Genomic DNA, 24,396 nt, shown 5'->3' on the forward strand with positions numbered 1-24,396 from the left:
ACCTTCCCCGCCAAGCCCTTCAGTCGATGTTGCTCCGGTCGTAGCATGGCCCGGGTCGCTGAGGGAGCAGCGGAGTGGGGAGCAGCTCATGGTCACGACCGGCGCGCGGCCCGGCCAGCTCGATGGCGAACCGGACCCGCCCCTGGGAAAACGGCGCCGGAGAGCGCTACCCCAGGCGCTGGCCGTGGCGGCACCGGTGGCCCGCCCGCACCTTCCGGCACTGGCCGCGACGTCGGTGCTGGAGCTGTTCGGCGCCGGGGTGTCCCTGCTGCGCCCGTGGCCGCTGGCCCTGGCCGTCGACCACGCCATCGCCGGGCGGCCAGCGACCGGGCTTCTGCGCTGGCTCAACGGTTTCTCGCCGGGATACGTGCTGCTGCTGGCCGGCGCGGCGACGGTGGCGCTCAGCGTCGCCGCCGGTGCACTGAACCTCGTGTCGACGGTGTCGGCTCAGCGCGCGGCCGAAGGGATCGGCGCCCGCTTGCGGGAATCGGTGTTCGAGCACACGATGGAGCTGTCGCTGCGCTGGCACGACCGGATGCCCAGTGGCGAGTTGCTGTCCCGCCTGACCAGCGACGTGGCGCGGATGCTGGCCGCGGTCGTGGCGGTGGCGACGATCCTGATCCCGGACACGTTCGTCCTGCTGGTCGTCCTCGCCGTGCTCGCCGTGTTCGACCCCGGTCTGGCGCTGATCGGGGTGGCGGTGCTGCCCTTGCTGGTCGTCCTCGCGGTGCGGCAGCGGCGCCGGGTGCGCCGCGCGCAGCACGAAGCCCGTGACGCGTGGGGAAAACTGAGCGCCGTCACCAACGACCTGCTGCGCAACGTCCGCGCGGTCCAGGCCTTCGGCCGCGGCGACCGGGCGCGGGAACTGTTCGCCCGTCCCAACGGGCGGTTGCGGGACGCCGAGGTGAAGGCGGCCGCGGTGTCGGCCCGGTGGAGCCCGATCGCCGACGTCGTGCTGTCCCTGGGGGCCGGCCTGGTGCTGGTCGTCGGCGGGCGCGCGGTGCTGTCCGGCTCGCTGAGCACCGGTGACCTGCTGGTGGTCCTGGCCTACCTGGGCGACATGTATTCGCCGGTGCGCAGCCTGACGCGCCTGTCCTCGGTGCTGGCCAAGGCCGGGGCGAGCGCCAAGCGCGTGGACGAGGTGATGGCGGCGTCGGAATCGGTGGCCGACGCGCCGTGGGCGCGGCCGCTCCCCGAGCGCATCGGCGAGGTCCGCTTCGCCGACGTCGGCTTCGCCTACGAACCCGGGCACCCGGTGCTGCGCCACTTCGACCTGGTCGTCCGCGCCGGCGAAACCGTGTGCCTGCTGGGCCCCAGCGGCGCGGGCAAGAGCACGGTGCTGCACCTGCTGCTCAGGCTCTACGACGTCGACACCGGACGGATCACGGTCGACCGGTCGGACATCCGCGACCTGCGACGGCGCAGCCTGCGGCGGCGGATCGCGTTCGTGCCGCAGGACCCGTGGCTGCTGGACGCGACGGTGGCGGAGAACATCGCGTTCGGCTCGGCCGGCGCGGATCGTGCGGCCGTCGAGGAGGCGGGACGGCAGGCGCTCGTCGACGAGTTCGTCCACACCCTGCCCGACGGGTACGACACGACGCTCGGCGAAGGGGGCGTCCGCCTGTCCGGCGGCCAGCGGCGGCGCGTGGCGCTCGCCAGGGCCGCGGTGTCCACCGCGCCGCTGGTGCTGCTGGACGAGCCGACCGCCTCGCTCGACCCCGTGTCGTCCGCGACCGTCGTCCAGGCCATTCGCGGCGCCACGGCGGACCGGACCGTCCTCATCGTGACGCACGACCGGGACCTGGCGGCCATCGCCGACCGGGTCGTCGTGCTAGACCGGGACCCGGAACGACCCGACGAGACCGCGGAAGGAGGTGAACCCCATGCTGTTGATCAAAGGCCCGATGTCCTACCGCAAGCACGGACACCGGCACGGTAAGCACACCAGCCGGACCACTCGCACCAGCCGCACCAGCCGGTCGCGCTGCTGACGACGCCATCGATCACCCTGGTGGCCCGCGTTCCGCGCGGGTCACCGGGCTCTGCCGGGAGGACGGCCCATGAGCGCACCCGATCTCGACGACGACGGCCAACCCGTGTGGGACACCGCCGAAGGTGGTGAGTTCCCCGGTGGCACCCGCGCGGTGCGGCGGCTGGGTGTGGGGTGGCGGTGCGAGACGTGGCTCGTGTGGTCGGTCCCGCTGTGGTGCCCGGTCGTGCTGAAACTGCCCCGTCCGCACCTGCGCGAGCACCCGCGTTCGGTGACCGCGCTGCGCCGGGAGGTGACGGCCCTGTCCGGGCCGCCGCACCCCGGCCTGCCGAGGCTCATCGCCGACGGTAGCGGCGAAGCCCTGCCCCACCTGCTGTTCGAGTACCTCGACGGGCCCGACCTCGACGACGTCGGAGACGACATCGGGCCGCTGCCGGAGGGCGAGGCGGCGTTGCTGGGGGTGCAGCTGCTGTCCGCGGTGGCGGCGGTGCACCACGAAGGTCTGGCCCACCTGGACGTCAAACCGGGCAACGTGGTGCTGCGCGACGGCAAACCGCTCCTCATCGACTTCGGCAGCACCCGCGCGATCGGGTCGCCCCAACCGCCGGGACGTCCGATCGGGACCCGTGGCTACACATCCCCCGAGCAGGAGGCGTGCCTGACGGTGTCACCGGCCATGGACGTCTACGGGGTCGGGGCGACCCTGCACGCGGTCGTGACAGGCCACCGGCCGGATGCGGGCGGGCGGTCCTCCCCGATGCTCGCGGGACTGCTGGAGCCCGACCCGACGCGGCGCCTCGACCTCACCGAGGCGACGGCCGCGCTCCTGCAGTGGATTCCCGCCGAGTTCCGGCCGTGGCCGGAATGGGCGGACGCCTACCTCGGTGGAGCGTGACCGTCGTCCCGGTCACCAGCCGGTCAGAGCCGGCTGGCGTTGTGGAACGGCATGCCGGCCATCGAGGACACCTTCACCGGCTGCCCGGACGTGCTGGCGTGCACGATCTTGCCGTCGCCGACGTAGATGCCGACGTGGCTGACCGGCGTGTAGAAGAACACCAGGTCACCGGGCTGCAGCTGGGACTGCGCGACCGGGGTGCCCAGCGTGGACTGGGCGCTGGAGCTGTGCGGGAGGTCCACGCCGGCCTGCTTGAAGGCCCACTGGACCAGACCCGAGCAGTCGTAGGCGTTCGGCCCCGCCGCACCCCAGGCGTAGGGCTTGCCCTGCTGGGTGAGCGCGCTGCGCAGCGCGGTCGCGCCGACGCTGGTGCCGGCCACCGAGGCCGGCGCGACGGCCGGGGCGCTGTCGACCGGAGCGGCCGTGCTCGCGAAGGCGGGGCCGGCGGTTCCGGCGACGGCGGCGGCCAGAACGGCGCCGGTCACGCCGGCGCGCAGGAGTTTTCGACCGGACTTGGGGTGCGCGGAATGTTGTCCCATGTCGAGCGTTTCCTTTCGCTTTCCACCGCCCGTGGCGGGGGAACCACGAAAAACGGCGGTGGCCCGCGGCCGCGATCTTTCGGGGACAGATCACTGGTTGCCGCGAGAGCGCAGAAAACGTTACGAACCGGGCCCCATATATGTGAAGACCCGGTGCGATATGACACAGATCAAATCATCAACAGTAACGGATCTTTGGCCGATAGTGACAATTCATTTCGTCCCGGCGCGGAAAGCGCCGGGACGGTGAGGTCATTGCTGCGGTGCGTAGCCCTGCTGGAATTGGCCCTGCGGCTGCTGCCCCTGCTGCTGGTACTGCTGCTGCGCGGCCTGCTGGCCGGCCTGCTGGGCGCCGGGGTCGGCGCCGTCGGGCACCACGTACACCGCCGTGCCGTAGGCGGCGATCTCGCTCGCGGTCTGGGCGATTTCGTTGCAGTCGAACCGCATGCTCAGCACCGCGTTGGCACCGAAGGCCATCGCCTCCTGGCAGAGCCGGCCCAGCGCCTCGTAGCGCGAATCGGACAGCAGCTTGGACAATCCCTTGAGCTCACCGCCCGCCATCGCCTTGAAACCCGCGCCCATCGTGGAGAACATGTTCCGGCTGCGCACGGTCAGCCCGAACACCTCGCCGTAGACGCGCACCACGCGGTAGCCGGGCAGATCGTTCATGGTCGACAGCAGGATCGGGAACCGGGGCTGCTGCTGCTGGTATGGCTGGCTCATGCGCGGATCGTAGCGGTGCTCAGGTCTGGACCCGGTACCAAACCTCCGGACGCCCGACCTGTCCGTATCGCGGCTCGCGCCGCGCCAGCCCGTTGTCGGCCAGGTACTCCAGGTAGCGCCGCGCGGTCACCCGCGACACGCCGGTCGCCGTCGCCGCCGCGCCCGCGGAGAGTCCGTCGGGTTCCGCCCGCAGCGCGGACACCACGGCGTCCAGCGTCTGCCCGCTCATCCCCTTCGGCAGCGCCTGCGCCACCGGCGAGCGCAGCGCGGCCAGGGCCCGGTCCACCTCGGACTGTCCGAGCACCTCGCCTTCGCCGAAGCTGTCCCGGAACTCCGCGTAGCGCTCCAGCTTGTCCCGCAGCGAGGAGAAGGTGAACGGCTTGATGAGGTACTGCACGACGCCCACCGACACCGCGGCCTTGACCACGGCGAGGTCGCGTGCCGAGGTCACCGCGATGACGTCGACGAGGTTGCCCGCCGCGCGCAACGCCCGGCACACCGCGAGACCGTGCGTGTCCGGCAGGTAGAAGTCGAGCAGGACCAGGTCCGCGCTGTCCCGGTCGAAGAACCGCAGCGCCTCCGCTCCGGAGTGGACGACCGCGGCGACCGCGAACCCGGGAACCCGCTCCACGTAGGTCCGGTGGGCCTCGGCCGCGACCTGGTCGTCCTCGACCACGAGCACCCGGATCACCGCACCGCCTCCCGTCGTACCGGCAGCCGCACCGTGAACACCGCGCCGCCGTCGGTGGTCACGTCCACGCTCCCGCCGTTGCGCCGCACCACCTGCCCGACCAGGGCCAGACCGAGCCCGTGACCGTCCGGTTTGGTCGTCCAGCCGCGCTCGAACACGTGCCGTCGCACCTCGTCGGGCACGCCGGGCCCGCTGTCGGCGACGCGCAGCAGCAGGTCGTCGTCCTCGATCTTCGCGGTCACCGTGACCCTCGGCCGCCCGGGACGCTCCCCCGCCCCCTCGATGGCCGCGTCGATCGCGTTGTCGATCAGGTTGCCCAGCACGGTGATCAGGTCGCGGGACTCCAAGCCGGTGTCGGCGTCCTCGATCGCGGTGTCGTCGGTGAGCACCAGCTCGGCACCGCGCTCGCCGGCCTCGGCGGTCTTGCCGAGCAGCAAGGCGGCGAGCACCGGTTCGGACACCGCACCCACCACCTGGTCGGTGAGCCGCTGGGCGATCTCCAGCTCGGCGGTGGCGAACTCGATCGCCTCCTGCGAGCGGCCCATCTCCACCAGGGACACCACGGTGTGCAGGCGGTTGGCCGCCTCGTGCGCCTGCGAGCGCAGGGATTCGGCCAGGCCGCGTGCGGTGGTCAGCTCCCCGGTGAGCAGCTGCAGGTCGGTGTGGTCCCGCAGGGTCACGACGGTGCCGTGGTCGCGGGCCCGCGCGCGGGAGCGGACCGGCGCGGTGCTGACCACCAGCACCCGCACGTCGGTCAGGTGGATCTCGTCGCGCCGCGGCTCCTGGCCGCGCAGGGCCTCGACCAGGCTCGGCGGCAGGCCCAGGTCGCCCACGGCGGCGCCGGCCGGGTCCCCGGCCAGCCCGAGCAGCTCCCGAGCGGCGTCGTTGCACAGCACGACCCGTTCGTCCGCGCCGACCAGCACCAGCCCCTCGCGCACCGCGTGCAGGGTCGCCTCGTAGTAGGCGAAGACACTGCTCAGCTCGGCCGGCGCGAGTCCACGGGTCTGGCGGCGCAGCCGGGCACTGACCAGGTAACTGCCGGCGGTCCCGACCACCAGCGCGGCCCCCGCGACGGCGGCCAGGGTCTGGATGCGCTGCGCGAGCGTCGCGGCGATCGCGTCCACCTTGATCCCGGCCGACACGAGCGCGACCACCCGCCGCTCGCCGTCGAAGACCGGCACGACGGCGCGCATCGACGGGCCGAGCGTGCCGGTGTAAGTCTCGGTGTAGACCCGGCCCTGCCGGGCGACGTCGATCGTGCCCAGGAAGCGCTGTCCGATCAGCCGCGGATCCGGGTGGGTGTAGCGGATGCCGCCGGGATCCATGATGGTGATGAAGTCGACACCCGTGTCGTGGCGGACCTGTTCGGCGAAGGGCTGCAGCGCGGTGCTCGGTGACGGCAGCGCCAGCGCCGACAGCACGGCCGGGGAGTCGGCGATCGTGGTCGCGATCGCGGTCACCTTGTCCCGTGCGCGGTCGTCCACCGTGCGGGCGGCGTCCACATAGGCCAGCAACGCCCCCACCGCGACCAGCACTGCCACGCCCGTGACCTGCAGCAGGAGCAACTGGCGCGCAAGGCTCCAGCGCCGGCTCGTCATCCGCACCCCGCCATCCCAGCACACCGGCCCGGACGAGCGCGCAGGCGGTTCACGGCCGGGGAACTCTATGAACACAACGGTGACCCCGGTCATAACCGTGGCCGATAGTCGTCGAAGCTGCGCCGAGGACGGCGCGCCTCGTCCCCACAGGAGGCAACGTTGCCTACGGCACAAGAAACCGGCGCGAAACCGCGTCGCGACCGGATGCACTACCTCTACCTCGCGGTCGTCGCCGCGGTGGTGCTCGGCGTCGTCGTCGGGCTGGTGTTCCCGGACTTCGGCAAGAGCCTCGCCTGGCTCGGCACCGCGTTCGTCAACCTCATCAAGATGATGATCTCGCCGATCATCTTCTGCACCATCGTGCTCGGCATCGGCTCGGTGGCCAAGGCCGCGAAGGTCGGCAAGGTCGGCCTGATGGCCATCGGCTACTTCCTGGTGATGTCCACGTTCGCGCTGGCCATCGGCCTGGTCGTGGGCAACCTGCTGCACCCCGGCTCGGGCCTGCACCTGGACCCGTCGTCGATCGCGAAGGCGCAGGAACAGGCGAGCAAGGGCACCAGCGAGGGCACCACCGACTTCGTGCTCGGCATCATCCCGACGTCGCTGGTGTCGTCGTTCACCGAGGGTTCGGTGCTGCAGACGTTGCTCGTCGCGCTGCTGGCCGGGTTCGGCCTGCAGAAGATGGGCGACGCGGGCAAGCCGATCCTGCGCGGCATCGAGCACCTCCAGAAGCTGGTCTTCCGGATCCTGGGCATGATCATGTGGGCCGCCCCGGTGGGCGCGTTCGGCGCGATCGCCGCGGTGGTCGGAGCCACCGGGTGGAACGCGCTGAAGAGCCTCGCGGTCGTGATGATCGGGTTCTACGTGACGTGCGTGCTGTTCGTGACGATCGTGCTCGGCGCGATCCTCTGGCTCGGCGCGCGGGTCAGCATCTTCAGCCTGCTGCGCTACCTGGCGCGCGAGTTCCTGCTGATCGTGTCGACGTCGTCGTCGGAGTCGGCGCTGCCGCGGCTGATCGCGAAGATGGAGCACCTGGGCGTCAGCAAGCCGGTCGTCGGCATCACGGTGCCGACCGGGTACTCGTTCAACCTGGACGGCACCGCGATCTACCTGACGATGGCGACCCTGTTCATCGCGACCGCGCAGGGCAGCCCGCTGTCGGTGGGCGAGCAGATCTCGCTGCTGGTGTTCATGATCATCGCGTCGAAGGGCGCGGCCGGCGTGAGCGGCGCGGGCCTGGCGACCCTGGCCGGCGGGCTGCAGTCGCACCGGCCGGACCTGGTCGGCGGGGTCGGGTTCATCCTCGGCATCGACCGGTTCATGTCCGAGGCCCGTGCGGTCACCAACTTCGCCGGCAACGCGGTGGCCACCGTGGTCATCGGGGCCTGGACCAAGGAGTTCGACCGGGACAAGGCGCGGCGCGTGTTCCGCGGCGACGACCCGTTCGACGAAGCCACGCGACCGGAGCGGGAGGCGGAGCCTGAGCTCGTGAAGGCGGGCGTCTGAGGCGTGCCCGCGGGCTGGTGATCGCGGTGGTCGCCGCGATCACCAGCCCCTTCCTGGGCTCGCCCGCCGCCACCGCGCAGGGCCGTGCTGAACGTCCCCCGTGCCTTCCGCCGGCTGCGGCCACCCCGCACCCGTGCCGGCGGGACGGAGCGTGACCCGCACCGTCACCTCGGGCGGTCTCACGCGCAGCTACCTGCTGCACGTTCCGGCGGATTACCGGCCCGACCGGCCGGTTCCGCCGGTCCTGTCCGGCTTCGCGGCGACCGCCGTCATCGCCGCCCCGGACACCGGCGCGAACGCCGCGATCCGGCCGCTCAGCCGGCAGGCCAGCACCCCGGTGAACCCGCCCCGTTGGACGTGCCCGTCGCGTAGATCCACGATCCCCTACGCCGGTGATCCCGCCCGCGGGGCTACCGTCCATTCCGGACCGGCCGGCGGGGTGTGCCGCGCGGAACGGCTGTTCGGCGGCACCCGGGGTGTCCGGGGACGAGGTAGGGGTCTCCCGGTGGCGCGGGTGCGACCGGGGCGCCGACGTCGTGCACCACCGGCTCGAAGGGCTGGCCGAGCACCACGCCCAACCGGATTCGGACGTCCCGCCGGTCCTCGACGCGACACCGGTGATCATGCGGTTCTCAGCGCGCACCCGCTGCGTTGAGGTGGGCCTGGAGCCCGCGCCGGCCACGCCGCATCATCAGGGCGTGGTTGGCGCGGAACACCGGCCGCGCGAGCGGCGACAGCGTGCGCAGCAAGGGTTTCGTGGCCAGCACCTGCTGGGTGATCTCCAGCCGCGTGCCGCCCGGCTGCCCCAGCACCACCGCGGCGAGCGAACCCTCGAGATCACCGCTCAGGTGCACGCGCATGCGGCCGGTGCGCGGATCCTCCTCCGCGCGGCGCATCCGGATCGTCAACGCGTACGGCAGCGCGGCGCGGCAGACCAGCACAGCGGTGTCGTCGTCCAGGCGGCTGACCTCGCGCACGTCCGGCCACCAGCGGGGATAGCCGGCGACATCGACGACCGCGTCGAACACCGCGGGCACGGGTGCCGACAGCAGCCACGTGTCCCGGAACCGGTAGGTGTTGACCCGCATGGATCGAGTATGCGCCGAGATCAATAACCGAACCCGCTGTCGCCGCTCGTGGCGGGCGGGGTTGCGGTCGCCTTCGCACCGGCCGGGGTGACGGCGAACCACGTGCCGTCGACGCCCTGACCGTTGGCCTGGCCCGGCGCGGTGTCGTTGAGGTAGCGGTAGAGCGGCCACCCGGCGAGCGTGAGCTGCCGGACGCCGTCCGGCCGGACCAGGACCCCGGCCAGCCCCGGGGCGATCCCGTCGGTGGCCGGCGCGGCGGCACCCGCGACGGCCGGCGGCCAGCGCGACGCGCAGGCGCCGAAGCAGTTCGACGCCGACGGGCTGTCCAGGTCGAACCGGTAGAGCGTGCGGCCCTGACCGTCGGTGACGACATCGCCGAGGACGTCGGCGCTGGTCACCCGGAGGTCGGCGGGCGGCCGTGGCGGCGCTGCCGGACCGCAGCCGGACACGAGTGCCGCCAGGAGCACGGCGGCGAGCGCGACGAGCAGGCGGGTCATGGGCACCTCCCCCGGTGGGAGCCCCGGCTGCCGGGGATACCTCATGACACGAACCGGGCGGCCGGACGGTTCACCCGGCCCGGCGTGGGAACGCGCGGCCGCCGGTGCCGGTGGCCGCGCGATCGCCTTCGTCAGTTGAGCAGGTCCTGCAGGAACTTGCCGGTGTAGCTCTCCCCCACGGTGGCGACGTGCTCGGGCGTGCCCTCGGCGACGATCGTGCCGCCACCGGACCCGCCCTCCGGACCCAGGTCGATGACCCAGTCCGAGGTCTTGATCACGTCGAGGTTGTGCTCGATCACGATGACCGTGTTGCCCTTGTCCACCAGCCCGTTGATCACGCCGAGCAGCTTGCGGATGTCCTCGAAGTGCAGACCGGTGGTCGGCTCGTCGAGCACGTACACCGTCTTGCCGGTCGACCGCTTCTGCAGCTCGCTGGCGAGCTTCACGCGCTGCGCCTCGCCGCCGGACAGCGTCGGCGCGGGCTGGCCCAGCCGGACGTAGCCCAGGCCCACGTCGACCAGCGTCTGCAGGTGGCGGTGGATCGCCTTGATCGGCTCGAAGAACTCGGCGGCCTCCTCGATCGGCATGTCGAGGACGTCGGAGACCGTCTTGCCCTTGTAGTGCACCTCGAGCGTCTCGCGGTTGTACCGGGCGCCCTTGCAGACCTCGCACGGCACGTACACGTCGGGCAGGAAGTTCATCTCGATCTTGATGGTGCCGTCACCGGCGCACGCCTCACACCGGCCGCCCTTGACGTTGAACGAGAAACGGCCCGGCTGGTAGCCGCGCACCTTCGCCTCGGTGGTGGCCGCGAACAACTTGCGCACGTGGTCCCACACACCCGTGTAGGTCGCCGGGTTGGACCGCGGGGTCCGGCCGATCGGCGACTGGTCCACGCGCACCAGCTTGTCCACCTGGTCGAGGCCGCGCACCCGGGTGTGCCTGCCGGGCACCTGGCGGGCGCCGTTGAGCTTGTTCGCCAGCACCGTCGCGAGGATGTCGTTGACCAGCGTCGACTTGCCCGACCCGGACACGCCGGTGACCGACACCAGGCACCCCAGCGGGAACGACACGTCCACCCCGCGCAGGTTGTGCTCGCGCGCCCCGACGACGGTCAGCTGCCGCTTCTTGTTCACCGGCCGCCGGATCGCCGGCACCGGGATCGCCTCACGCCCGGACAGGTACGCGCCGGTCAGGGACTTGCGGTTCTTCACCAGCTTGGTGAACGGTCCGCTGTGGACGATGTGCCCGCCGTGCTCGCCCGCGCCCGGCCCGATGTCGACCACCCAGTCGCTGGCGCGGATGGTGTCCTCGTCGTGCTCGACGACGATCAGCGTGTTGCCCAGGTCACGCAGGCGGGTCAACGTGTCGATCAGGCGGCGGTTGTCCCGCTGGTGCAGTCCGATCGACGGCTCGTCCAGCACGTACAGCACGCCCACCAGGCCGGAGCCGATCTGGGTGGCCAGCCGGATGCGCTGCGCCTCACCGCCGGACAGCGTCGCCGAGGCCCGGTCCAGCGACAGGTAGTTCAGGCCCACGTCGAGCAGGAAGCGCAGCCGCGCCTGGATCTCCTTGAGCACCGCGCCGGCGATCATCGCCTCGCGCTGCCCCAGCTTGAGGCCGTCGAGGAACTCCGAGGCCTCCTCGATGGACAGGGCGCACACCTCGGCGATGGAGCGGTCACCGCGCTCGGCGTGCTCGAGGGTGACCGCGAGGATCTCCGGCTTGAGCCGGGTGCCCTGGCACGCCGGGCACGGCACCTCGCGCATGTAGCCCTCGTACCGCTCGCGCATGTAGTCGGACTCGGTCTGCTCCAGGCGCCGCTCCAGGAACGGGATGACCCCCTCGAAGCTGGCGTAGTAGCTGCGCTGGCGGCCGTAGCGGTTGCGGTAGCGGACGTGCACCTGGTCGCTGACGCCGTGCAGCACCGCCTTCTGCGCCTTGGCGGGCAGCTTGCGCCACGGGGTGTCCATGCGGAACCCGATGGTCTCCGACAGCGACTCCAGCAGCCGCTGGAAGTACTCGGCGCTCTGGCCACCCGACCACGGCGCGATGGCGCCCTCGGCCAGCGACAGCTCGTCGTCGGGCACCACCAGTTCCGGGTCGACCTCCTTGCGGATGCCGATGCCGGTGCACTCCGGGCAGGCGCCGTAGGGCGAGTTGAACGAGAACGAGCGCGGCTCGAGGTCCTCGATCGCGAGCGGGTGCCCGTTGGGGCAGGCCAGGTTCTCGGAGAACCCGCGGATGCGGTGCGGGTCGCCCTCGGGCAGGTCGACGAACTCCAGCTCGACCAGGCCGTCGGCCAGCCGCAGCGCGGTCTCGACCGAGTCGGTGAGCCGCTGCTTCGCCGACGCCTTCACGGTGAGCCGGTCGACCACCACCCCGATGTGGTGCTTCTCCTGCTTCTTCAGCTTCGGCGGGTCGGTCAGCTGGTACACCTGACCGTCGACGCGGGCCCGTGAATAGCCCTGCTGCTGCAGGTTGGCGAACAGGTCGACGTACTCGCCCTTGCGACCGCGGACCACCGGCGCGAGCACCTGGAACCGGGTGCCCTCCTCCATGTCCAGCACCTGGTCGACGATCTGCTGCGGGGTCTGCTTGCTGATCGGCTCGCCGCACTGCGGGCAGTGCGGCTTGCCGGCGCGCGCGTAGAGCAGCCGGAGGTAGTCGTAGACCTCGGTGATCGTGCCCACGGTGGACCGCGGGTTGCGCGAGGTGGACTTCTGGTCGATCGACACCGCGGGCGACAGGCCCTCGATGAAGTCGACGTCCGGCTTGTCCATCTGCCCCAGGAACTGCCGAGCGTAGGCCGACAGCGACTCCACGTAGCGCCGCTGGCCTTCGGCGAAGATCGTGTCGAAGGCCAGGCTCGACTTGCCCGACCCGGACAGGCCGGTGAACACGATCAGGCTGTCCCGGGGCAGGTCGAGGTCGACGCCGCGGAGGTTGTGCTCGCGCGCACCGCGAACAACGAGGCGATCAGCCACGGATGAGGTCCCTTCCCTGGAATGTGACGGCCGGATCAGCCAGCCGCATCCATGCTAGGACGACCCACCGACAGAAACCGGAGCCGGACCGCTCGGCTCCCCCGTGACGAAGTCGTCCGGGGGCGTGCGGGGCGGCGGCGCCGTCACGGCGCGCGGTCTGGTCAGCCAGCGGTGGGCCGGCCGTTCGACGAACTTCGTGAGCAGCCATCCGGCGCCGATCGCCGCCCCCAGCACCAGCGGCAGCCGCGCCCAGCCCGGCAGTCCCGCGAGCAGCAGCGCCTTGGCCAGGATGTAACCCAGTTCCTGGTGCAACAGGTAGACACCGTAGGAAATTCCGGCGATCCAGCCGATCGCCGGGGCCAGCGGGCGCAGGAACGTCCAGTCCGGCCCCTTCGCCGCGGCGCACACGAGGACGAGCACGACCGCGAACCCGAGGTCGGAGGGCAGCCGCGCCGGGTCGGTGGGCAACGCCACGTGGTGCGGGTACAGGTGCAGGTCCTGCGCCACGACCACGGCGGCCAGCAGCACGACCAGGTGCGCGGTGGACATCCGGCCGCGCGACCACAGCCACACCGCGATCCCGGCGGCGAACGCGTGCAGCCGGTGCAGGCCGAAGCCGAACACGAGCGCGAACGCCCACGGCGACGGGTTGTCCGGCCCCAGCACCCAGAAGCGGACGACCAGCGGCACCAGCGTCATCGCCCAGGCCAGGACCACCGCGTGCCGGGCGGCGTGCGGTGAGCGGAACCACCGGGTGCGCGACCACAGCAGCGCCGCCCCGGCGAAGACCATCAGCTGCACCGGCAGCGTCCAGTAGGAGCCGTCGAGCCAGATGAACCCCTGGTGCCAGCCCTGCACCATGGTCAGGTTGACCAGCAGGTCCCAGCCCACCGGCACGTACCAGGAACTCGCCCACGCGACGCCGTCGGTGGTCGGGCCGAACAGCTTGTCCCACCAGTGACCGCCGAACCCCTGGCCGTTGAAGGCGGCGCCGGCCGCGCGCATGACGAAGTAGGTGACCAGCACGGCGACCAGGTACGGCGGGACCAGTCGCGCGGTCTTCTTCCACATCCAGCGGCCGCAGTCGCCGCGCCGGATCGTCTGGCAGACGAAGAAGGCCGAGACGACCATGAGGATCGCGGCGCCGAACTGGGCCGTGATCTTGACCGGGTAGTCGTCCAGCTCGGGGTGCGCCAACGGGCCCTGGTGCGTGATGTGGCCGAGCATCACGGACAGGACCGCCAGGACGCGCACGGCGTCCCAGCTGATGCGGCGCTGGGATCGGGGATGTTCGGGGAGGGAACTCGGCACTGTCTCGGGGCGTCTCACAAGATCGGGTCGGGGACGCAGCGGAGCCTACGTTACCTTTCTGAGACCAACCTGAACGGGTGGAACGCGCTGACGCCCGGCGACTACGGTTGGTGGCGTGAACGTCGTAGAGGACTACACCGGCCACGTCGAGCCGGGCGGGGACGCGGCCCGACGGGTGCTGGGGGCGCTGACCATCACCAAGCTGTCGGTCGGGCCCATGGACAACAACACCTACCTGCTGGTTTGCCGTGCGCAGAACGAGGCGCTGCTGATCGACGCGGCGGCCGACCCGGAGCGGATCTCCGATCTCATCGGGCACGGGCCGGACCGTCCGGCGCTGCGCACGATCGTGACGACGCACCAGCACGCCGACCACTGGCAGGCGCTGGGTGCCGTCGCGGGCGCCTACGGAGCGAACACGGCGGCCCACCCGTTGGACGCCTCGGTGTTGCCCGTACCCCCGGACTTCCTGGTCGAGGACGGCTCGACGCTCACGGTCGGTGACTGCACCCTCGAGGTGATTCACCTGAGGGGGCACACTCCGGGCTCGATCGCGTTGTTGTACCGCGACCCGGACGGCGGCACCCACCTGTTCACCGGCGACTCGCTCTTCCCGGGCGGGGTCGGCAAGACGGGCTCGCCGGAGGACTTCCGGTCGCTCCTCGGGGACGTCGAATCGCGGATCTTCGACCGGCTTCCCGACGAGACGTGGTTCTACCCCGGCCACGGCGACGACTCGACACTCGGCGCGGAGCGCCCGAAGCTGCCGGAGTGGCGCGAACGCGGCTGGTGATCGAGGCCGCGGAACGGGCTGCCCGGTCTCCGGGCGGCCCCGCGTGGCGCACGGGTGCCGACGTCACAGCCGGCGTGCGCGTGGCTCGCTCCTGGACGGGGACGATCTCGACCGTCCCGTCCGGCCCGGGGAAGTCGTCCGCGTTCCTGGTGTGGAGCGGCCGCACCGACCTGCTCCGTCCGCGGGGGCCCGGACGGCGGGATCCCCGGCCATCGCTACGCCCTGGTGCAGTTCGGCCGCGATGATCGCGGGTGAGTTCCGGCACAGCGGGCAGGACCGGCGGATCGCGCACGCCCTGGCACCACGGACCACAGGCGGCGGGCGTGTCAGTAGAAGAACACGTCCTCGGTCAGCCCGACGTTCAGCGTGCGGTACGAACCGGTGTAGAAGAGCAGCGGTGTGCCGTCCCGGTGGTCCAGGTGTTCGACCTCGCCGAGGAACAGGGTGTGGTCGCCGGCGGGGTGGCGGTCGACGATGCGGCAGCCGACGAACGCCAGCCCGCCGGGGATGAAGTCGAACCGGCCCCGCACGTCGAAGCGCACGTCCACGGACGGACGGCCGCCGAAGTGGCGCGACACCTCCTCCTGGTCGGAGGACAGCACCGTCACCGCGTACCGGTCACCGGCGTGCAGGTGCCGCGCCATCGTGCACGCGCCCAGTGACACCAGGATCAGCGGCGGGTCCAGCGACACCGACAGGAAGCCGTTCGCCGTCATGCCGTGCACGCCGCCGGCCGTGCGGGTGGTGACCACCGTGACCCCGGTGGCGAACCGGCCCATCGCCGTGCGGAAACGGCGCGGGTCGGTCGCCGTCGCGGCGGTCACGAGCCTTCGACGGGCGCGTAGTGCAGGATCTGCGCCCCGCCCGTCGCGTAGTTCGGCACGTCCGCGGCCACGGCCCGGCCCTGCTCCGACGCCATCGCCGCGGCCATCGCCTCCGCCGAGTCGAACTCGGCCTCGAAGATCGCGAAGTACGGGCTCTCCCCCGCCATCGCGGACACGTCGAAGCTGTACCGCATCGCGCGCAGCCCCGGCAGCTTCGCGGCCAGCGGCAGGTGCGTGTTCACGTAGTACTGCTTGAAGTGCTCGGGGTCGGCCGGCGGCGGGTACAGAACGGTCAGACGGTACATCGTGAAACCCCTTTCTCAGGCCTGGCCGTGGCGGGCCAGGAACTCGTTCGTGCGCTCGGGCGTGGCCAGGATGCGCCACTGCCGGTCCGGGTAGTCGAAGTTGTCGGTGAACTCGTCGGCCACCGCCTTGTCCGCGTGCATAGCGCCGAACAGGCGCAGCAGGTGCTCCGGTGGCGGGCCGATCATCAGGTTGGTCCAGTTCGCCGCGCCCAGCACGACGTCGGCGCGCCGCGCCGCCACGTCCTGGCAGAACAGCTCGTCGAACCCGTAGTCCTCCAGGATCGCCCGCCCGGTGACCCACGCCGAGTGCGACGCCGAGTTGGCGCCCTGCCCGACGACCGGGTCGACCACCGTGTGCACGTCCCCGATCGCCAGGGCGAACTTGCCGTTCGGCAGTTTCGCGTAGTCCTGCCGCACCGTCGGGGTCAGCGCGCCCTGCAGGATGTCCAGCGGGCCGGTCAGCGCGAACGTCGCCGGGTCGACCCGCTCGAACGTGCGCGGGTGGTGCTTGGCGAGCTTGTCCAGCACGAGCCGCTCGTAGGCCTTCGGGTCGTCCTCGTACCGCTGCCGGCCGAGCACCTCGAGGTCGCCGCCCGGCACGTTCTCGAACAGCAGCGCCGTGGTGAAGCCGTCCCGGCCGTACATCGGGATCTCCAGCAGTTCGCCGTGCCCGGGCGAGACGCTGATCGTGACGCCCTTGGGCTCGGAGTAGCTGATCCCGTGGTACAGGCCGACGGACAGGATGCGCTGGGGCCGGTCGTACGGGCTCAGCTCCGGCCGGCGCGGGAACAGGGCGGCGAACGCGCCCCGGCCGGCGGCGACGACGAGCAGGTCGTGCCGGCCGGCGATGGGTTCGATGTCCTCGGCCTGCAGCGTGCGGATCTCCAGCCGCCCGCCGCGCTCGGCGAAGGTCTCGGTGAGCTTGGGCAGGTAGAGGCGGTAGTCGATGGCGCTGGACCACTCGGCGAAGTCGCCGCGCCAGATCATCGGCTCGGGGCCGCCGATGTAGTGGTGGTGGCAGGAGTAGCCGTACTCCCCGACCGGCCAGAAGTCGATGCCCAGCCGGCGCTCGCGCTCGAGCGTCGGCGCGTGGTGGGCGACGCTGTTGAGCAGGCGCCCGTTCGCCAGCTGGGCGGCGGTCTTGTCGGTGTAGACGGTGACCGGGACGTCGTGCTTGCGCAGCATCAGGCCCAGCTGCAGGCCGGCGATCCCGGCACCGATGATGCCGATGTTCGGCATGGTGGCTCCTCTCGTCACAGTGGGTCCGGACGCTCGGTGATCTCGTCGTCCCCATCCTGCTGCCCGGCGCCGCGCGGGTCTTTCCCTCAGGCGAACGTTTCTTGACGATTCGCGAACCCCTCAGGACAGGGCCCGTGCGCGGAACTCGCGGGGGCTCAGTCCGTAGGCGGCCTTGAACGCGCGGCTGAAGTGGGCCGCGTCGGGCAGGCCCCAGGTGGCGCCCACCGCGCTCACCGATCGCGTCAGGTCCGGGCGCGCGAGGTCGCGGCGGCACTGTTCGAGGCGGCGCATGCGGATCCACCCCGCCACACCGGTGCCCTGCTCGGCGAAGAGCTTCTGCAGGTACCGCGTCGAGATGTGCAGCGCGGCCGCGACCGCGTCCGGGCACAGGTCCTCTTCGGACAGATGTGCGTCGATGTAGGACCGGGCGCGCAGGACCAGCGCGTCGTGCCCCACCTCGCCCGGTGTGGCGCCGGCCTGTTCGGCCAGCAGCGCCGACAGCAGATCCAGCACCGCGTCGGCGAGCGGGATCGGCGAGCCGTCCCGGCCCAGCTGGTGCACCAGCCGCCGGAACAGCGGGGACAGCAGCGATCCCGGCTCGTCGTCGCCGCGGATCGCGCGCCCCAGGATCTGCCCGGCACCCGCCCCCAGGCGGAGCCGGGAGCGCGGGAACATGAACACCGCCATCGACGTCGGTTCGCCGAACGCCAGCGTGTAGGGCCGGTCGGTGTCGTACACCGCGAAGTCGCCGGGGCCGAGCATCGCCTCGCGGCCGTCCTGCACCAGCAGGCAGCTGCCGCGCACCTGCAGGCCCAGCTTGTAGTAGCCGCGTTCGCTCGCGCCGATCATCGCCCTGGTGCGGCGGACCCGGTGCGGCCCGGCGTCCACCTGGGACACCAGGGTCGAGCCGAGGTGGTCGATCCGCACCTCGCCGCGGAAGCCGGGCTCCGGCGCGTCCGCGTCCAGCGGCACGAACGCGTCGGAGATGACGTGCCGCCAGTACTCGACGCTCTCGCCGCCGGACACCGAGCGCGTGCTCAGGATCCGCGTTGCTGTCTGGACCACGTTGTCCTCCGCTCTGCGTGTCAGGAGTTCAGGAAGGCCCGCACCCGGCTCCGGGTCGCGAGCAGCCGCCACTGCCGCTCGGGGTGGTCGAAGTTGTCGGTGAACTCGTCGGCCCGGCGCGGATCGCGCGCCAGCCCCCGCCACAGCTCGTCCAGCCACGGCGGCGGGTCGAGCACCAGGTTCGTCCACGCCGACGCCGCGAGCAGGACCTCCTCGCGGGCCCGCGCGACGCGGCGGCAGAACAGCTCGTCGAACACCGTCTCCGCGGCGATCTCCCGCGCCACGACCGCGGCGCTGTAGGAGGCGATGTTCGCGCCCTGCCCCATCACCGGGTCCACCACGACGTGGGCGTCGCCGAGCGCGAGGGCGAACTTGTCCCCGCCCAGCGGCCGGAAGTCCTCCCGCACGGCCGGGGTGACCGCGCCCTGGAGCAGATCGCGCGGGTGGGTGAGGGCGAAGGCGTCGAGCACCCGTTCGGCGGTGGCCGGGTGGTGCTCGTGCAGCTTCGCCAGCACCGTCTTGCGGAACAGCGCCGGGTCGGCGGCCGGGGACAGCTCGTTGAGCACCGCCAGCTCACCGCCCGGCACGTTCTCGAACAGCAGCGCGGTGACCGGCCCGTGGCGGGACAGCAGCGGGATCTCCAGCAGTTCGCCCTGCCCGGGCGCGACCCCGATGGTGACCGCGGCGGGCTCGGCCGGCGCGATCCCGGTGTACAGGCCCGCGCACACCAGCCGCCGCGGCGCGTCGTGCGGGCTGTGCTCCGGCCGGCGCGGGAACAGGCCGCTCAGCGGGCCCCGCCCGGACGCGACGACGAGCAGGTCGTGGTTGCGGGCGAGGCCGCCCAGCTCGCGCGGCCCGACCGCGCGCACCTCGACGCGCCCGCCGCGCTCGGCGAGGTCCTCGGCCAGGCGCGGCAGGTAGATCCGGTGGTCGACGGCGCAGGACGGGTGGGTGAACCGGCCGGTGAAGCGCAGACCGCCGATCCAGTGGTGATGTGCCCGGTAACCGAATTCCGCGGCCGGCCAGTGGTGCACGCCCAGCGCGCGCTCGCGTTCCAGCAGCGGGTGGTGGTGCGCGACGGTGTTGAGCAACGGCCCGCCGGCGAGCTCGTCCATCGACCGCTCCGCGTAGAGCGTGACGTCGACGTCGGCGGCACGCAGCGCGAGGCCGAGGTGGAGCCCGGCGATGCCCGCCCCGAGGATGCCGACCGTGGTCACAACCCTGTCCTTACTCTATTATCGAGCAGCCAGTTCTATTTCTGAGTGAACAGTACGAGGGGCGCATGGCGGAGGGCAAGGTCGTCGGCGGCGCGGGCCTGCAAACACTCGAACGGGGGTTGTCCGTTCTCGAGGCGGTCGCCGAGCACGCGCCGTGCACGACGGCGACGGTCGCCGAGGTCACCGGCCTGCACCGGTCGATCGCCTACCGCGTCCTGTGCACCCTCGAGGCGCGCGGCTACCTGCAGCGCGACCGGTCCGGCCGCTACGAGGTCGGCCTGGCGGTGCTCACCGTCGCCTCGGCCGTGCGCTCCGACCTGCAGACCCTCGCCCAGACCGAGCTGTCCACGGTGGCCGAGGCGACCGGGACGGTCGCGTTCCTCGCCGTCCCCCACGGCGACGAGGCCCTCACGCTGGTCACGGCCGAGCCACCGGCCGCCGCCACCCCCGTCTCCTACCGGCCCGGGGTGCGCCACGCGCTCACCCGCGGCGCGCCCGGCCTGGCGATCCTCGCCGCGCTCCCGCCGCGGCCCGACGAACGACCCGAGGTGGCACTGGCCCGTGACCTCGGTCACGTGCGCACCACCGGCGAGGTCGTGCCCGGCATCAGCGCGCTCGCGGTGCCCGTCCGGCTGCGGGCCGGGCGGGTCGCCAGCGCCAGCGTGCTGTTCGTCGCCGGCCGCCTCGACGAGCAGAGCGCGCTGACCCACCTGCACGCGGCGGCAGAGCGGCTCGACGGCCGCTGACCGCGGCCACGCCGCTCGCCGAAAAGGTGCGGCGCGGGTAGGCTGTGCCCACGGTTGAGCAAGTAGCCGTCAGATGATCCCGACAGGCGCTCGCCGCGCAGTTGGAGGCCGTGGTCATGGCTTCTCCCGAAACTCGTTCCGCCCCGACGACGCAGCGGGGCATCCCCGGCCCGCGGTCCACCAGGGCCGCCGGGCCGGCCGCGTTCGCCGTCGACGTGTCCCAGCCCGCCTGCCACACCCTGCTCGTCGAGGTCGGCGGTGACGTCGACCTGGTCACCGCGCCCCGGCTCGCCGAGATCGTCGAACACCGCCTGCGCGGCCCGGTGACCCTGCTCGTGCTCGACCTGTCCGAGGTGACCTTCCTCGGCACCGCCGGGCTCACCGTGCTGGTGGAGACCCAGCAGGCCGCCGCACGCCGCGGCACCGCACTGCGCGTCACGGGGACCGGCACCCGGCCCGTCGAACGCGCGCTGCGCGCCGCGGGAATGCTGCACAGCTTGCCCACCGCGGACGAGCCCGCCGAGGACGTCGTGCTGCGGCACGTCGCCGAGCAGAACACCATGCCGGCTCGCTGGTGACACCAGCGAGCCGCTGACCCCATCGGCACCCCGCAGCACGGCGAGGCGCCGGTCGCCCGCCTGACCAGGCCCTTGTCCCTCCGCGCCCGGATCCGGAGCCGGCAACCCCCGTCGGTGGTGGACCTAGAGCACGAGGTCCTCGGGCCTGCCGACCTCCTTGGCGATCGTCGTCGTGGTTTCCCGCTGCCCCAAGGGATCGGCGTCGGTCAGCGCTCCGAACGACAGCCCGGTCAGCCCTTCGATGCGGCGCACCGGCACCTGGAACGTCCGGTAGGCGCCGTAGTCGAACTCGGCGGGCGCGACCTCCAGGCCCTGCAGCAACTGTTCCTGGCTGAGCAGGTAACCGGTGGCCGACAGGCTGCCGTCCCACCGGACCATCGCCACGACCTTGAAGAACTGCCGCGGCAGCCGCACACCCCGGTACTGGTCGTCGTCGGCGGCCAGTACCGGGCCCGTGTAGACGTTGACGCGCAGGTCGCGGTTGTCGGCGTTCTCCAGGACGTAGTCCTCCAGCCCCGCCCACGTCGTCTTGTTCTGGTTGAAGTCCTCGTGCTGGGGCGTGCAGTTGGTGAAGTGGAACGTGTCGTCGTTGGCCGACTTCGCCACCTCCCGCGTCGCACCCCAGGCGGGATCGAGACGGCGGACGAGATGACCGCGGTCGAGCGGGTTGTCCGCATACACCTCCTCACCGGTCTGCTCCTCCTGCGGCACCCGCGGGTCGAACGACCAGTTGTCCGTCTCCCGGCGCAGTTTCGCGCTCGTCGTGCCGTCGATGTTGACAGCGGTGAAGAACGCGAGCCGCCGCTGCTTGTTCAGCACCACGCTGAAGTGGTGGTAGGGCAGCACGTACTTCGGTTCGGCGGCCGCCTGCCGGTTCACCGCCGCCAGCGGCACGAGGTCCGGCGACAGCGCCGGCAGCGGGATGCGGTGCCCGGCCAGGAAATCCGGGTCGTAGCCGCCGCGGTCGGAGTAGTCCGGGTCGATGCGGATCGCCTCGGTCACCGGGGCGGCCGTCACCGGCGCGGGTTCACCGAACACCGCCGACAGCAGCGCCTGCTGCCCGGGAGGGAACGCGCGCGTCCGCAGCGCCGCCGCGAGACGGCTGACCCGCACCCCCTCGTTGACGACGCCGCCCAGCTCACCCTGCTGCGGCGCCGGGACACTCGCGTGGTGCAGCGCGACGATCTCCCACTGGTCGTTGAAGACCGGCGAGCCCGACGACCCCGGTTCGGTGTCGGTCTCGTAGTGCAGGAAGAGCTCCAGCACGTCGACGATCCGGTTCTCCCGCAACGCGATCTGCTTCCGCTCCCCGCCGGGGTGCTGCACGATCGTCACGAAATCACCGACGATCGCCTTGCCCTCGGCCTCGACGAGCCGGTTGAACCCGAACACCGCCAGATCCGCCGCCGTGGCCCGCACCGCGACGAGCGCGAAATCGAGCCCCGGGTCCGCCGCGAAGAAACGGCCCGGGTCGAGCGCGAACAGCTTCACCGGCAGCGGCAGGCCGTCCGCGCCGTCCTGGTAGTCGAACTCGACGACGCTGGACGCCGCGACGGCCGGGTCGCCGAGCACGTGGTGGTTGGTGAGCAACAGTTCCGGCGACACCAGCGAACCGGTGCCGTAGCCCTGGAGACGGCCGCGGTCGTCGCGGATCGAGACGCGGCCCACCGCCTTCGCCGCGCGCACCCCGCCCTCCAGGTAGCCCACGCCGAGCAGGTCGTCGGTGCGGATGATCCGCTCCAGCACGGTGCCCGCGTCCCGCAGGGCGTCCTCCTCACCCCGCGCGATGGCCACCGGGCTGACCGGCCGCACGTCCGGTCGGGTGCGGCTGAGCCGGTCGATGCGGGTCGCGACCCGGCCGGGGTCGTCGGCACGCGCGATCCCCCACGGCTCGGCGAGGAGAGCGATCTTGCGGTGCCGCTCGTCCTCGCGTTCGTGCACGCGTTTCTCGACCGCGTCGCGGTGCGGCAGGGACGTCATGTCAGCGGTCCGTCGGGATCGCGACTTCGCCGTCCTCACCGATGAGCCGGTCCAGGACGGCGTCGGGCAGCCACACCCGGTGCGGGTAGTTCTCGCCCCACGAGTTGAGGATCGGCACCGCGTTCAGCTCGTCGGCGCGACTGTTGCCCAGCACCTGGTGCACCTCCGCGGCCGAGGTGGCCCAGCGGAAGGCGAGGATGCCGTCCGCCGCGTCCGGCTGGTAGGCCGCACGCTCGCTGACCGTGTCGTCGGCGTAGGCCGGATCCCAGTCGACGTGACCGGCCGCGACCAGCACCTCCGCGGCGGCGCGCACCGAGGTGCCCCCGCCGTCACCCGGATTGGTCTGCGGCCACCCGTCGCGTTCCTTCGCGCGGTCCCACAACCACCGCGCCGTGTACAGGCCCTTGTTCAGCAAGGTCATGCAGCGCGACCAGCCGAAACCGACGCACGCGCCCTCGTGGCCCTGGTTGTAGAAGTGGTACCAGTCCTGCTGGTCCGGTTCCCCGCCCGGCTCGAGACACACGCAGTGACCACCGCGGATCCGCCCGAGGTCCCCGCCCGCGCCGACGACCATCTCACCGGACCGCTCGTCGCGCTCGGGCCCGTCGAACGCCTCGTACCAGTTGACGCCGATCACCACGGGCACGGCCGTCGGGCGGTCCGCCTCCGGTAGTGCGGTGATCGGGTAGCTCTCGAGATGACTCCAGTCGTCCGGGATGTAGCGGCCGAGCCGCCCGTCCAAGGGGTCGCTGCCGATGGGGCGATAACGCATGATCACTCCCGCGGTGGGTCCGGAGGGCCTCGCCGTGGAAGTCGCCACCGCGGCGCGGAAGTTACTTGATCCTCCGCCGCCCGGCCGAGGGCCGCTGTTAGGCTGCGCGCGTGCAGGAGGACGGGCCGGTCGTGGACATCTACACCGACGGCGCGTGCAGCGGAAACCCCGGCCCCGGCGGATGGGGCGCGGTGCTGCGATACGGACGCCACGAGAAGGAGATGTACGGCGCCGAACCCGGCACCACGACCAACAACCGCATGGAACTGATGGCCACGATCCGCGCGCTGGAAGCCCTCACACGGCCCTCCGTGGTCCGCGTCTACACCGATTCGAGCTACGTCCGCAACGGCGTCATGCAATGGATGCCCCGCTGGAAGACCAACGGATGGCAGACAGCCGCCCGCGAACCCGTGAAGAACGCCGACCTCTGGCAACGACTCGACGAAGCCATCGGACGGCACGAGGTCCAATGGCACTGGGTCAAGGGCCACGCCGGACACCCCGACAACGAACGCGCCGACCGGCTGGCCGTCCGCGGCGCCAAAGAAGCCGGGCAGCGGGGCTGAGGCGCGGACGAGGCACGAGACCGCGCAGCGGCCGCAAGGCCGCCAGGCCGCAAGGCCGCCAGGCCGCAAGGCCGCCAGGCCGCCAGGCCGCAAGGCCGCCAGGCCGCCAGGCCGCAAGGCCGCCAGGCCGCCAGGCCGCAAGGCCGCGCAGCGGCCGCCAGGCCGCAAGGCCGCCAGGCCGCCAGGCCGCAAGGCCGCGCAGCGGCCGCCAGGCCGCAAGGCCGCAAGGCCGCAAGGCCGCAAGGCCGCAAGGCCGCAAGGCCGCAAGGCCGCAAGGCCGCAAGGCCGCAAGGCCGCAAGGCCGCAAGGCCGCAAGGCCGCAAGGCCGCAAGGCCGCAAGGCCGCAAGGCCGCAAGGAGGCTGAGCCTGCGGGCGATGGGCCCCACAGGGCCGGGGCTCTGCAGCCCCGCAGCGGCCCGGCCCGCCAGTAGCCGCCGAGGCCACCCCTGCCGTTACCCGGGGTCCGGCCGCGGCACCGGTGGC

At 72.0% G+C, this 24,396-nt stretch carries 23 protein-coding genes; 7 read left to right on the plus strand and 16 right to left on the minus strand.

Features of this window, described 5'->3' with window-relative positions; translation table 11 throughout:
* Positions 1 to 88: 88 nt before the first annotated feature.
* On the plus strand, positions 89 to 1,939 hold the full coding sequence (locus FB470_RS30820; protein WP_306997174.1) for an ABC transporter ATP-binding protein: 1,851 nt from the start codon (positions 89 to 91) through the stop codon (positions 1,937 to 1,939).
* A 121-nt stretch (positions 1,940 to 2,060) separates the two neighbouring features.
* Entirely contained in the window at positions 2,061 to 2,885 is an 825-nt protein-coding gene (locus FB470_RS30825) for a serine/threonine-protein kinase (protein ID WP_306997176.1), read from the plus strand.
* Between the two features lie 23 nt (positions 2,886 to 2,908).
* Here FB470_RS30825 and FB470_RS35860 read toward each other — a convergent pair whose 3' ends face one another.
* From FB470_RS35860 to FB470_RS30845, 4 genes are all read right to left on the minus strand, one after another.
* Entirely contained in the window at positions 2,909 to 3,424 is a 516-nt protein-coding gene (locus FB470_RS35860; RefSeq protein ID WP_370876614.1) for an NlpC/P60 family protein, read from the minus strand.
* A gap of 252 nt (positions 3,425 to 3,676) precedes the next feature.
* On the minus strand, positions 3,677 to 4,147 hold the full coding sequence (locus FB470_RS30835; protein WP_306997179.1) for a YbjQ family protein: 471 nt from the start codon (positions 4,145 to 4,147) through the stop codon (positions 3,677 to 3,679).
* Positions 4,148 to 4,166: 19 nt separating this feature from the next.
* Positions 4,167 to 4,838: a response regulator gene (locus FB470_RS30840; RefSeq protein WP_306997180.1), complete on the minus strand. Its 672-nt coding sequence runs from the start codon at positions 4,836 to 4,838 to the stop codon at positions 4,167 to 4,169.
* The gene (locus tag FB470_RS30845) at positions 4,835 to 6,436 is read right to left on the minus strand and encodes an ATP-binding protein (RefSeq protein ID WP_306997182.1); all 1,602 of its coding nucleotides are present in this window, start codon (positions 6,434 to 6,436) and stop codon (positions 4,835 to 4,837) included. Before FB470_RS30845 ends, FB470_RS30840 begins: the two co-directional genes overlap by 4 nt.
* A 204-nt stretch (positions 6,437 to 6,640) precedes the next feature.
* Between FB470_RS30845 and FB470_RS30850 the strand changes: the two genes are divergently transcribed.
* Positions 6,641 to 7,942, plus strand: a complete 1,302-nt coding sequence (locus FB470_RS30850; protein ID WP_306999579.1) for a cation:dicarboxylate symporter family transporter — start codon at positions 6,641 to 6,643, stop codon at positions 7,940 to 7,942.
* 213 nt (positions 7,943 to 8,155) lie between these two features.
* On the opposite strand, the gene FB470_RS36030 is transcribed toward FB470_RS30850, so the two are convergent.
* From FB470_RS36030 to FB470_RS30875, 5 genes are all read right to left on the minus strand, one after another.
* Positions 8,156 to 8,320 (minus strand): hypothetical protein, encoded by a 165-nt coding sequence (locus tag FB470_RS36030; protein ID WP_306997184.1) that lies wholly within the window; start codon positions 8,318 to 8,320, stop codon positions 8,156 to 8,158.
* A gap of 254 nt (positions 8,321 to 8,574) precedes the next feature.
* Positions 8,575 to 9,030, minus strand: coding sequence for an SRPBCC family protein (locus tag FB470_RS30860; protein ID WP_306997185.1), 456 nt, complete (start codon positions 9,028 to 9,030; stop codon positions 8,575 to 8,577).
* Positions 9,031 to 9,050: 20 nt separating this feature from the next.
* Entirely contained in the window at positions 9,051 to 9,527 is a 477-nt protein-coding gene (locus FB470_RS30865) for a hypothetical protein (RefSeq protein ID WP_306997187.1), read from the minus strand.
* Between the two features lie 131 nt (positions 9,528 to 9,658).
* Entirely contained in the window at positions 9,659 to 12,514 is a 2,856-nt protein-coding gene (gene uvrA / locus FB470_RS30870; RefSeq protein WP_306997189.1) for an excinuclease ABC subunit UvrA, read from the minus strand.
* A 54-nt stretch (positions 12,515 to 12,568) separates the two neighbouring features.
* Positions 12,569 to 13,825, minus strand: coding sequence for an acyltransferase family protein (locus FB470_RS30875; RefSeq protein WP_370876615.1), 1,257 nt, complete (start codon positions 13,823 to 13,825; stop codon positions 12,569 to 12,571).
* A 115-nt stretch (positions 13,826 to 13,940) separates the two neighbouring features.
* Between FB470_RS30875 and FB470_RS30880 the strand changes: the two genes are divergently transcribed.
* Positions 13,941 to 14,618: an MBL fold metallo-hydrolase gene (locus FB470_RS30880; RefSeq protein WP_306997193.1), complete on the plus strand. Its 678-nt coding sequence runs from the start codon at positions 13,941 to 13,943 to the stop codon at positions 14,616 to 14,618.
* A 326-nt stretch (positions 14,619 to 14,944) separates the two neighbouring features.
* On the opposite strand, the gene FB470_RS30885 is transcribed toward FB470_RS30880, so the two are convergent.
* From FB470_RS30885 to FB470_RS30905, 5 genes are all read right to left on the minus strand, one after another.
* A complete protein-coding gene (locus tag FB470_RS30885) occupies positions 14,945 to 15,442 on the minus strand; it encodes a flavin reductase family protein (RefSeq protein ID WP_306997195.1) in 498 nt (165 codons plus the stop codon).
* Complete coding sequence (locus FB470_RS30890) at positions 15,439 to 15,747, minus strand: EthD family reductase (protein ID WP_306997197.1); 309 nt, start codon at positions 15,745 to 15,747, stop codon at positions 15,439 to 15,441. Before FB470_RS30890 ends, FB470_RS30885 begins: the two co-directional genes overlap by 4 nt.
* A 15-nt stretch (positions 15,748 to 15,762) precedes the next feature.
* Positions 15,763 to 16,986, minus strand: a complete 1,224-nt coding sequence (locus FB470_RS30895; RefSeq protein ID WP_306997199.1) for a styrene monooxygenase/indole monooxygenase family protein — start codon at positions 16,984 to 16,986, stop codon at positions 15,763 to 15,765.
* 120 nt (positions 16,987 to 17,106) lie between these two features.
* Complete coding sequence (locus FB470_RS30900) at positions 17,107 to 18,051, minus strand: AraC-like ligand-binding domain-containing protein (RefSeq protein ID WP_306997201.1); 945 nt, start codon at positions 18,049 to 18,051, stop codon at positions 17,107 to 17,109.
* Between the two features lie 20 nt (positions 18,052 to 18,071).
* Entirely contained in the window at positions 18,072 to 19,268 is a 1,197-nt protein-coding gene (locus FB470_RS30905; protein WP_306997202.1) for a styrene monooxygenase/indole monooxygenase family protein, read from the minus strand.
* 65 nt (positions 19,269 to 19,333) lie between these two features.
* On the opposite strand from FB470_RS30905, the gene FB470_RS30910 reads away from it, so the two are divergent.
* Both FB470_RS30910 and FB470_RS30915 read left to right on the plus strand, forming a co-directional pair.
* Entirely contained in the window at positions 19,334 to 20,014 is a 681-nt protein-coding gene (locus tag FB470_RS30910) for an IclR family transcriptional regulator (RefSeq protein ID WP_306997204.1), read from the plus strand.
* A 116-nt stretch (positions 20,015 to 20,130) separates the two neighbouring features.
* On the plus strand, positions 20,131 to 20,592 hold the full coding sequence (locus FB470_RS30915; RefSeq protein ID WP_306997205.1) for an STAS domain-containing protein: 462 nt from the start codon (positions 20,131 to 20,133) through the stop codon (positions 20,590 to 20,592).
* A 123-nt stretch (positions 20,593 to 20,715) separates the two neighbouring features.
* Here FB470_RS30915 and FB470_RS30920 read toward each other — a convergent pair whose 3' ends face one another.
* Positions 20,716 to 22,572 carry a DNA/RNA non-specific endonuclease gene (locus FB470_RS30920; RefSeq protein ID WP_306997207.1) on the minus strand — a complete coding sequence of 619 codons (1,857 nt, stop codon included), beginning with the start codon at positions 22,570 to 22,572 and terminating at the stop codon, positions 20,716 to 20,718.
* A 1-nt stretch (position 22,573) separates the two neighbouring features.
* Positions 22,574 to 23,344 (minus strand): hypothetical protein, encoded by a 771-nt coding sequence (locus FB470_RS30925; protein ID WP_306997209.1) that lies wholly within the window; start codon positions 23,342 to 23,344, stop codon positions 22,574 to 22,576.
* A 110-nt stretch (positions 23,345 to 23,454) separates the two neighbouring features.
* Between FB470_RS30925 and rnhA the strand changes: the two genes are divergently transcribed.
* Positions 23,455 to 23,913, plus strand: a complete 459-nt coding sequence (rnhA, locus tag FB470_RS30930) for a ribonuclease HI (RefSeq protein ID WP_306997211.1) — start codon at positions 23,455 to 23,457, stop codon at positions 23,911 to 23,913.
* Positions 23,914 to 24,396: the final 483 nt, after the last annotated feature.

The sequence above is a fragment of the Amycolatopsis thermophila genome (genome assembly GCF_030814215.1).
Classification (GTDB): Bacteria; Actinomycetota; Actinomycetes; order Mycobacteriales; family Pseudonocardiaceae; genus Amycolatopsis_E; species Amycolatopsis_E thermophila.